The organism is Thiobacillus sp. (assembly GCF_024708915.1).
The window spans coordinates 1-8,717 of sequence record NZ_JANJXQ010000135.1 but is presented as its reverse complement, the minus strand read 5'-3'; the positions used below and the strand labels follow the sequence as shown (position 1 = coordinate 8,717).

Annotated in this window: 7 protein-coding genes and 1 pseudogene; 3 read left to right on the top strand and 5 right to left on the bottom strand. The window is 65.8% G+C overall.

Features of this window, described 5'->3' with window-relative positions:
• From Q0L94_RS09905 to leuS, 4 genes and pseudogenes are all read right to left on the bottom strand, one after another.
• Positions 1–318, bottom strand: a pseudogene (locus Q0L94_RS09905) (gamma-glutamyl-phosphate reductase); the annotation flags it as partial.
• Entirely contained in the window at positions 318–1,346 is a 1,029-nt protein-coding gene (gene holA / locus Q0L94_RS09900; protein ID WP_296752950.1) for a DNA polymerase III subunit delta, read from the bottom strand. The gene holA and the pseudogene Q0L94_RS09905, both read right to left, overlap by 1 nt.
• A complete protein-coding gene (lptE, locus tag Q0L94_RS09895; RefSeq protein WP_296752948.1) occupies positions 1,343–1,843 on the bottom strand; it encodes an LPS assembly lipoprotein LptE in 501 nt (166 codons plus the stop codon). Before lptE ends, holA begins: the two co-directional genes overlap by 4 nt.
• Positions 1,840–4,467: a leucine--tRNA ligase gene (gene leuS / locus Q0L94_RS09890; RefSeq protein WP_296752947.1), complete on the bottom strand. Its 2,628-nt coding sequence runs from the start codon at positions 4,465–4,467 to the stop codon at positions 1,840–1,842. The genes lptE and leuS overlap by 4 nt, the downstream gene beginning before the upstream one ends.
• A 162-nt stretch (positions 4,468–4,629) precedes the next feature.
• Here leuS and Q0L94_RS09885 point away from each other — a divergent pair, with 162 nt between their 5' ends.
• The gene (locus Q0L94_RS09885; protein WP_296752945.1) at positions 4,630–5,136 is read left to right on the top strand and encodes a heme-binding protein; all 507 of its coding nucleotides are present in this window, start codon (positions 4,630–4,632) and stop codon (positions 5,134–5,136) included.
• A gap of 256 nt (positions 5,137–5,392) precedes the next feature.
• On the top strand, positions 5,393–6,280 hold the full coding sequence (locus tag Q0L94_RS09880) for a phosphoribulokinase (protein WP_296752944.1): 888 nt from the start codon (positions 5,393–5,395) through the stop codon (positions 6,278–6,280).
• 67 nt (positions 6,281–6,347) lie between these two features.
• Here the strand turns inward: Q0L94_RS09880 and Q0L94_RS09875 are convergent, their stop codons facing one another.
• Positions 6,348–6,599, bottom strand: a complete 252-nt coding sequence (locus Q0L94_RS09875) for a MoaD/ThiS family protein (protein ID WP_296752942.1) — start codon at positions 6,597–6,599, stop codon at positions 6,348–6,350.
• Positions 6,600–6,646: 47 nt separating this feature from the next.
• Between Q0L94_RS09875 and Q0L94_RS09870 the strand changes: the two genes are divergently transcribed.
• On the top strand, positions 6,647–8,717 hold a 2,071-nt coding region (locus Q0L94_RS09870; RefSeq protein ID WP_296752941.1), incomplete at its 3' end, for a UvrD-helicase domain-containing protein.

Below are 8,717 nucleotides of genomic sequence, written 5' to 3'. Positions count from 1 at the left end.
GGAGGGGCGGTACTTCAGACCGTCGATTTCGCCGACCGGATCGGGCAGCGCGGCGATCTGCTCCAGGCCTTCGGCCATCCCGGCGACGGCCTTGTCGTTGATCTGCAGGCGGTCGAGCAGCGCGGCGTCGAGCCCGCTGGCGCGCGCCTGCTCCATGTCGCGCGCATTGGCTTCCAGCAGCTTCGCGGTATCGCGCCGGATCGCCGCCGCCATCGCCAAGAGCGCGCGGTTTTTCTGGTTGGTGTCGGCGCGGGCAATCGCGCGCGAGGCTTCGCGCGCCTGTTTGCCCACCGTCTGCATGTAGCTTTTAATATCCATCATCTTTTCCCATTGCCTGCCGGTTCAGCCAGTGTCATGCCCACGCGCAGCAGCGTATCCCAGGGATCGCCCACCCGCTCCAGCCCCTTGGCCTGGCGGTCGATCAGCGCCAGGTCGGTCAATGCGGATTCGACCTGCGCCAGGCTCAGGCGTTTCACCGCCCGCTCGATCTGCGGCGCGCGCTGCCTGTCGCGGCCCCACAGCGTCCGCATCGCTCCAGGCAGGCTGTCGCCCCGCGCCACCGCCGATTTTAGCCTGAGCAGCAGCTGCACGGCCGATGACACCTGCCACAGGATGGCCGGCACCGCTTCGCCGCTGTCTTTCAAATCGGCCACTACCTGGGCAAAGCGCGCGCCATCGCCCGCATACAACGCATCCTGCAGGATATCGGCTTCCAGCCGGCTGACATCGGCCACCGCATGTTCGATATCGGCCAGCGTCACCCTCCCCGGCGGCAGCAACAGTGCGAGCTTGTCGATTTCCTGCTGCGCCGCGAGCAGATTTCCCTCGACCTGGTCGGCCAGGAATTCCAGCGCGGCACGGTCGGCGCGCAAGTCCTGTCTGGCCAGCCGGCGCTCGATCCAGCCGGGCAAGGCGGCGCGGTCGACCGGCTTTGCCTCGACCACCACGCCAGCCGCTGCCAGCGCAGCGAACCAGCGGCTCTGCATGGTTTTCCAGTCCAGCCCCGGCAGGCTGATGAGGGTGAGCGTGTCGGCGGGCAGCCGGGCGGCATAGGTTTCCAGCGCCTTGGCGCCGTCGACGCCGGGCTTGCCGGAAGGAATGCGGATTTCGGCCAGGCGGCGCTCGGCGAACAACGAGAAGTTGTCGCCGGCGGCGAAAATGTCCTGCCAGTTGGTGCGCCCCTGCACGGTGTGGACGCTGCGCTCGGAGTGCCCCGCTGCGCGCGCCGCCGCGCGGATGGCGTCGCCCGCTTCCTGCGCCGCCAGCGGCTCGTCGCCCACCACCACGTAAAGTGCGGCAAGGCCACGCGCAAGGTGGTCGGGCAGGCGATCGGCCGGAATGTTCAAGAAGCGCCGATTCCGGGTTTCAGGTTTTGCAGGCGGCGCAGAATCCGCAAGGCCGCGTTGTCATCCATATCGCGATACAGCAGCTGTTCTTCCGCGCCCTTGGCCAGCACTTTTGTGTCGTCGTAGGTGATATCGCGGGTAAGCTCGATGGTCTCCGGTGCCGCCAGATCCAGCCCTGCCTTGTCGTTCACCGAATAGCTCAGCCGCAAGCCGAGCCGGTATTCGGTGACGCGCCCCGCGCCGGACAGCGAGAGAATGACCCGGGTACGTTCTTCCCGGGTGATTTTGAGCACGGCCTCGGCTTCGTCGGCGGTCGCGACCAGCCGCGTCTGTTTGTTCGCCGTCAGCAGGGAACGGATGCGCTGCGCCACCACGCTACCCGGCGTTGCCTCGACATACAGGCTGGCAAACGGCAGGTCGGCCACACGGCGCAGCTGAAAACCGCAGCCCGCGACGAGCGCGGCAGGCAGGGCGGCAAGGAACAGTCGACGGTTCATGCGACGATATTAACCAAACGTCCGGGCACCACCACGACTTTTTTCGGCGGCTGTCCTTGCAGATATTTCTGCGCCGCCTCGCTCGCCAACGCAACCGTTTCAATGGCTTCGCGCGCCGCCGTCGCCGCCACGCGGATCTGCCCGCGCAGCTTGCCGTTGACCTGCAGCATCAGTTCGATCTCGTCCTGCACCAGTGCGGTTTCGTCCACCGCCGGCCACGTCATCGCGGCACCCGGCTTGAGCTCGGCGTACAGCGTCTCGCTGATGTGCGGCACCATCGGTGCAAGCATCGCGACCGCGGCTTCGAGCACTTCCTGGCGCACGCTGCGGGCGACGGCGTCCATGCCCTCCAGCCTGGCGAGCGCGTTCATCAGTTCCATGACCGCCGCAATCGCGGTGTTGAACTGCTTGCGGCGCTCGATGTCGTCGCTGACTTTCTGGATCGTCTGGTGCAATTGGCGGCGCAGGGTTTTGGCCGCTTCCGGCAGCTCGCCGCCGGCAAATGCCGTGGTTGCGCCGCCCTGCACGTGCTCGTAGGCCAGCTTCCACAGACGTTTCAGAAATCGGTGCGCGCCCTCGACCCCGGCGTCCGACCATTCCAGGCTCTGCTCCGGCGGCGCGGCGAACATGGTGAACAGGCGCGCGGTGTCGGCGCCGTACTGGTCGATCAGCGCCTGCGGGTCGACACCGTTGTTCTTCGACTTCGACATCTTCTCGGTGCCGCCGACCGTGACCGGCTGGCCATCGGATTTCAACACCGCAACGCCATCGCGCAACTCGACGTCGGCCGGGTTAAACCAGGTCTTCTTGCCGTCCGCCGCTTCGCGGTAATAGGTGTCGGCAATCACCATGCCCTGTGTCAGCAGGTTGGCGAACGGCTCGTCGCTCGCCACCAGCCCCTCGTCGCGCATCAGCTTGTGGAAGAAACGCGCGTACAGCAGATGCAGGATGGCATGTTCGATGCCGCCAATGTACTGGTCGACCGGCAGCCACTGGTCGGCCCGCGCATCGAGCATGCCGCCGTCGAAATCGGGGCAGGCGTAGCGCGCGTAGTACCACGACGACTCGACGAAGGTGTCCATGGTGTCGGTCTCGCGCCGCGCCGCGCCGCCGCATTTGGGGCACGTGCAGTTGACGAAGTCGGCGCGCTTGTTGAGCGGGTTGCCGGAACCGTCGGGCACCACGTCCTCCGGCAGCACCACCGGCAGCTGCTCGGCCGGCACCGGCACGTCGCCGCAGCGGGCGCAGTGGACGATCGGGATCGGGCAGCCCCAATAGCGCTGGCGCGAAATGCCCCAGTCGCGCAGGCGGAACTGGGTTTTCTTTTCGCCGAGATTCAGCGCGGCGAGGTCGGCGGCGATGGCGTCAACGGCTTGTGTGTAGTCGAGGCCGTCGTACTTGCCGGAGTTGACGCAGCGGCCGCGCGATTTGTCGCCGTACCATTCCTGCCAGCCGTCGGTGGAAAACGCCCCCCCTCCCCCGCCTGCGGGGGAGGGGGGAAGATCGATGACCTGCTTGATCGGCAGGCCGTATTTCTGCGCAAAGCCGAAATCGCGCTCGTCGTGCGCCGGCACCGCCATCACCGCGCCCTCACCGTAGCTCATCAGCACGTAGTTGCCGACCCACACCGGAATGGCTTCGCCGGTGAGCGGATGGGTCACCTTGAAGCCGGTGTCCATGCCCTTCTTTTCCATCGTCGCCATGTCGGCTTCGGCGACGCTGCCCTGCTTGCATTCGGCGATGAAGGCGGCGAGCGCGGGATTGTCCTGCGCCGCACGGGTGGCGAGCGGGTGCTCGGCCGCCACCGCGCAGAAAGTCACCCCCATGATGGTGTCGGCGCGGGTGGTGAACACCCAGAGCAAATCGTCAGGCATGAGGGGTGAGGGGTGAGGCGCAGTCTTGTCGCCTGCGGCGGGGATTTTGAAGGCGAAGCGCACGCCGACGCTCTTACCGATCCAGTTGGCCTGCATGGTCTTCACCCGCTCCGGCCAGCCCGGCAGGTTGTCGAGGCCGGAGAGCAGCTCGTCGGCGTACTGGGTGATGCGGAAGAAATACATCGGGATGTCGCGTTTCTCGACCAGCGCGCCGGAGCGCCAGCCGCGCCCCTCGATCACCTGCTCGTTGGCCAGAACCGTCTGGTCGACCGGATCCCAGTTGACGCTGGCCATCTTCTTGTAGATCACGCCCTTCTCGAACAGGCGGGTGAACAGCCACTGCTCCCAGCGATAGTAGTCGGGCTTGCAGGTGGCGAGCTCGCGCGACCAGTCGATGGCGAAGCCGAGCGCCTGCAGCTGGGTGCGCATGTGGTCGATGTTGGCGTAGGTCCACGCCGCGGGCGGCACGTTGTTGGCAATCGCCGCGTTTTCCGCCGGCAGGCCGAAGGCGTCCCAGCCCATCGGCTGCATCACGTTGTAGCCGCGCTGCGCGTGGTAGCGCGCCAGCACGTCGCCGATGGTGTAGTTGCGCACATGCCCCATGTGCAGCTTGCCCGACGGGTAGGGGAACATCGACAGGCAGTAGTATTTGGGGCGGTCGGAAGCATCTGCGGCACGGTAGACCTGGCTCGCCGCCCAGCGCGCCTGCGCGGCGCGTTCGATTTCCGATGGAAGGTATTTTTCTTGCATTGCAGCAACCGCTTAGAATCAAGCCGGCGATTATACCGCCGGCTCTGCCGCGCCGCCCGGACATGGCGCATTCCCACTATGGCCAGCCGGGCTGTTTGGCTCTGGCCGGGAACACTGCCCGCCCACCGATGTCGGTTACTGTTCACCCCCAAAGGAGACTCCATGAAAACGCTGCTTCCGCTCACCCTGCTTGTCGCTTCCCTGTCCGCTGCTTCCCCGTCCGTCATGGCCGCCCAGCCCGACGTGCTGCCGGTCAAACAGATCGGCCTGGAACTGGCGCGCGATATCGCCATGGCTTCGGTCGAGGCCTGCCGCCAGGACGGCTACAACGTCTCCGCCGTCGTACTCGACCGGGCCGGCAACGTGCAGGTCGCGCTGCGCGATACGCTGGCGGCGCGCCACACGCTGGAAATCGCCGAGCGCAAAGCCGGCATGACCATCATGTCGGGCATCGACTCAGGCGAATTCCTCGCCGCGCGCGGCGACATCCGCCCCGAGCTCAACCACATCGACGGCCTCATCGTGATGGACGGCGCCCTGCCGATCCGCGCCGCCGGCAGCCTGATCGGCGCAGTCGGGATCTCCGGCGCGCCCGGCGGCGACAAGGATGCCGCCTGCGCCGCAGCCGCACTGAAGACAGTGGAGGAACGGCTGGAATTCGCCATGTAAACGCCCACGCCCTGAAGCGGTCCGCGCAGGCAACGGCCGCTCGTCGGGGCATACGATTCCACACGGGCTTCAGCCCGTAGTGGATCGGAGTCCTTCAGGGCATACGATTCCACACGGGTTTCTGCCCTTCGGGTACAAGCGCCCATAGTGGATCGGGGCCCTTGGGGCTTTGGCGCCTCTACTACCACGGCCTACTCCTTGCAGGTAAAATGCGGCGTTTTCGCTTTTTATTCTTACCTCTTCAGGGAGTCCCAGCATGTCCAAGAAGCATCCCGTCATTGCGGTCACGGGTTCATCCGGCGCCGGCACCACCACGGTCAAGCGCGCGTTCGAGCACATTTTCTTCCGTGAAAAAATCAATGCCGCCGTGATCGAAGGCGACAGCTTCCACAGCCTGGCCCGGGCCGACTTCAAGGAAGCCGTGAAAAAAGCCGAAGCTGAAGGCAACATGTCGTTCAGCCACTTCGGCCCGCAAGCCAACCACTTCGCCAAGCTGGCCGAACTGTTCAAGACCTACGGTGAAACCGGCGGCGGCAAGAAGCGTTACTACATCCACAGCGATGAAGAGGCCGCCGAGCACAACAAGCGCCTCAATACCAGCCTCAACCCCGGCGAATTCACCCCGTGGGAAGACGTGCCCGCCAGCTCCGACGTGCTGTTCTACGAAGGCCTGCATGGCCTGGTGAAAGCCGACGACGTCGACGTCTCGCAGCACGTCGACCTCGGCATCGGCGTGGTGCCTATCGTCAACCTCGAATGGATCCAGAAAATCCACCGCGACGGCGCCGAGCGCGGCTATTCCGCCGACGTCATCGTCGACACCATCCTGCGCCGCATGCCGGACTATGTGAACTACATCACCCCGCAGTTCTCGCGTACCGACATCAACTTCCAGCGCGTGTCGACCGTCGACACCTCCAACCCCTTCATCACGCGCGACATCCCGACGCCCGATGAGAGCTTCATCGTGATCCGCTTCCGCGAGCCCAAGGGCGTCGACTTCCCCTACCTCCTGAACATGATCCCGAACTCCTTCATGTCGCGCCGCAACACCCTCGTCGTGCCGGGCGCCAAGATGGGCTTTGCCATGGAGCTGATCCTGGCACCGATCATTCAGGACATGATCGCGAACAAGAGCAAGTAAAGACATCACCCCAACAAAAAACGGAGCCAACGGGCTCCGTTTTTTGTTGGAGTGGCCAAACCGTCGCTCAGATCACCGCGAACCCTACCAGCGCAATCTCGTCGCCATCCTTCACCGGCGCGGACTTCTCGGCGAACTGCTTGTTGATTGTGATGTTGAGCTTGGGGTTGCCGAGCAGCATTTTCTTCCACATCTCACCGCGTCTCGACAGCAGGAACAGCAGCCGCTCGACGTCGGTCACGTCGGGCGGCAGACTGATTTCGTCGGCGGCCATGCCGAGGGTCTCGACCAGGTCGCCGAAAAACAGGATTTTCACCATGGGGAGCCCCTTATAATTCGTCATTGACCGCCCGATTTTACCGCCGTATGTCCCTCCCCCTGCTGGAAGACCTCAACCCCGAACAGCGCACCGCGGTGACGCTGCCGCACGCGTCGGCGCTGATCCTGGCGGGTGCCGGCTCGGGCAAGACGCGGGTGCTGACCACCCGCATGGCGTGGCTGATCCAGACCGGCCAGGTGTCGCCGCTGGGGGTGCTGGCGGTGACCTTCACCAACAAGGCGGCGAAGGAGATGCTCACCCGCGTCTCGGCGATGCTGCCGATCAACACCCGCGGCATGTGGGTCGGCACCTTCCACGGGCTCTCCAACCGTCTCTTGCGTACCCACTGGCGCGAAGCGGGACTGCCGCAGTCGTTCCAGATCCTCGATTCCGCCGACCAGCTCTCGGCGATCAAGCGGCTGTTGAAGTCGCTGAACGTCGACACCGAGAAGTACGAGCCGAAGAAGGTGCAGTGGTTCATCAACGCCAACAAGGAGGCCGGGCGGCGCGCGCGCGACGCGGACGCCTACGACGAGTACTCGATGCGGCTCGCCGAACTCTACGAGGCCTACGACGCGCAGTGCCAGCGCGAGGGCGTGGCCGACTTCGCCGAGCTGCTGCTGCGTTCCTACGAACTCCTCTACCGCAACGAGCCGCTCAGGCAGCACTACCAGGACCGCTTCCACCACATCCTGATCGACGAGTTCCAGGACACCAACACCCTGCAGTACCGCTGGCTCAAGCTTTTCGCCGGCCCGCACACCGCGCTCTTCGCGGTCGGCGACGACGACCAGTCGATCTACGCCTTCCGCGGCGCCAACACCGCCAACATGGCCGAGTTCGAGCGCGAGTTCGCACACGGCAACGTGATCAAGCTCGAGCAGAACTACCGCAGCCACGGCAACATCCTCACCGCGGCCAACACGTTGATCTCCCAGAACGCCCACCGGCTCGGCAAGAACCTGTGGACGGCGGAGGGCGACGGCGAGCCGATCCGCATCTTCGACGCCTGGTCCGACCAGGACGAGGCGAGCTTCGTCGTCGACGAGGTGCGCGCGCTCAACCGCGAGGGAGCGAACCTTGCCGACATGGCCCTGCTGTACCGCTCCAACGCGCAGTCACGCGTGCTCGAGCACGCGCTGTTCTCGGCCGGCGTCCCTTACCGGGTGTACGGCGGGCTGCGCTTCTTCGAGCGCCAGGAGATCAAGCACGCGCTCGCCTACCTGCGCCTGCTGACCCATCCCGAAGACGACGGCGCCTTCCTCAGGGTGGTCAACTTTCCGGCGCGCGGCATCGGGGCGCGCACGCTCGAGCAGCTTGCCGAGACTGCCGCGCGCTCGGGGTCGAGCCTGTGGCAGGCCGCCTGTACGTCGGGCGGCAAGGTCGCCGGCTTCGCGAAGCTGATCGAGGACATGAAGGCCGCCACCGCCGACCTCACGCTGCCGGAGGCGATCGACCACGTGATCGAGACCTCGGGCCTCGCGGATTACTACCGCGCCGACAAGGACGGCGCCGACCGCCTCGAGAACCTCAACGAACTGGTCAACGCGGCCGCGCTGTTTGCCGAAGAGTCTGGTGCTGCGGATGCCCTGGCTTCCGACACGGCGGCGGGGCCGGTCGCCGCGGAACCGGCCCCGCCTGATCTGGACCGGTTCCTCGCCCACGCCGCGCTCGAGGCCGGCGAGCACCAGGCCGGCGCCGGCCTCGATGCGTTGCAACTGATGACGGTGCATGCCGCCAAGGGTCTGGAATTCCACGCCGTCTTCATCACCGGCCTGGAGGAAGGGCTGTTCCCGCACGAGCAGAGTGCGCACGAGGAAAGCGGCCTGGAGGAGGAGCGCCGCCTGATGTACGTGGCGATCACCCGCGCGCGGCGGCGGCTCTATCTGTCGCACGCGCAATCGCGCATGCTGCACGGCCAGATCCGCTACGGCATCCCGTCGCGTTTCCTCGCCGAACTGCCGGAGCAGGTGCTCCTGCACCTCAACCGCCGGGTCGAGCAATCCTACGCTTCAGGCCATGGCGCGCCTGTCCCGGCTGCGCGTTCGCCACAGGTGGGGAGCGACACCGGCTTCAAGGTCGGGCAGAGCGTCGCCCACGCCAAGTTCGGCACCGGCA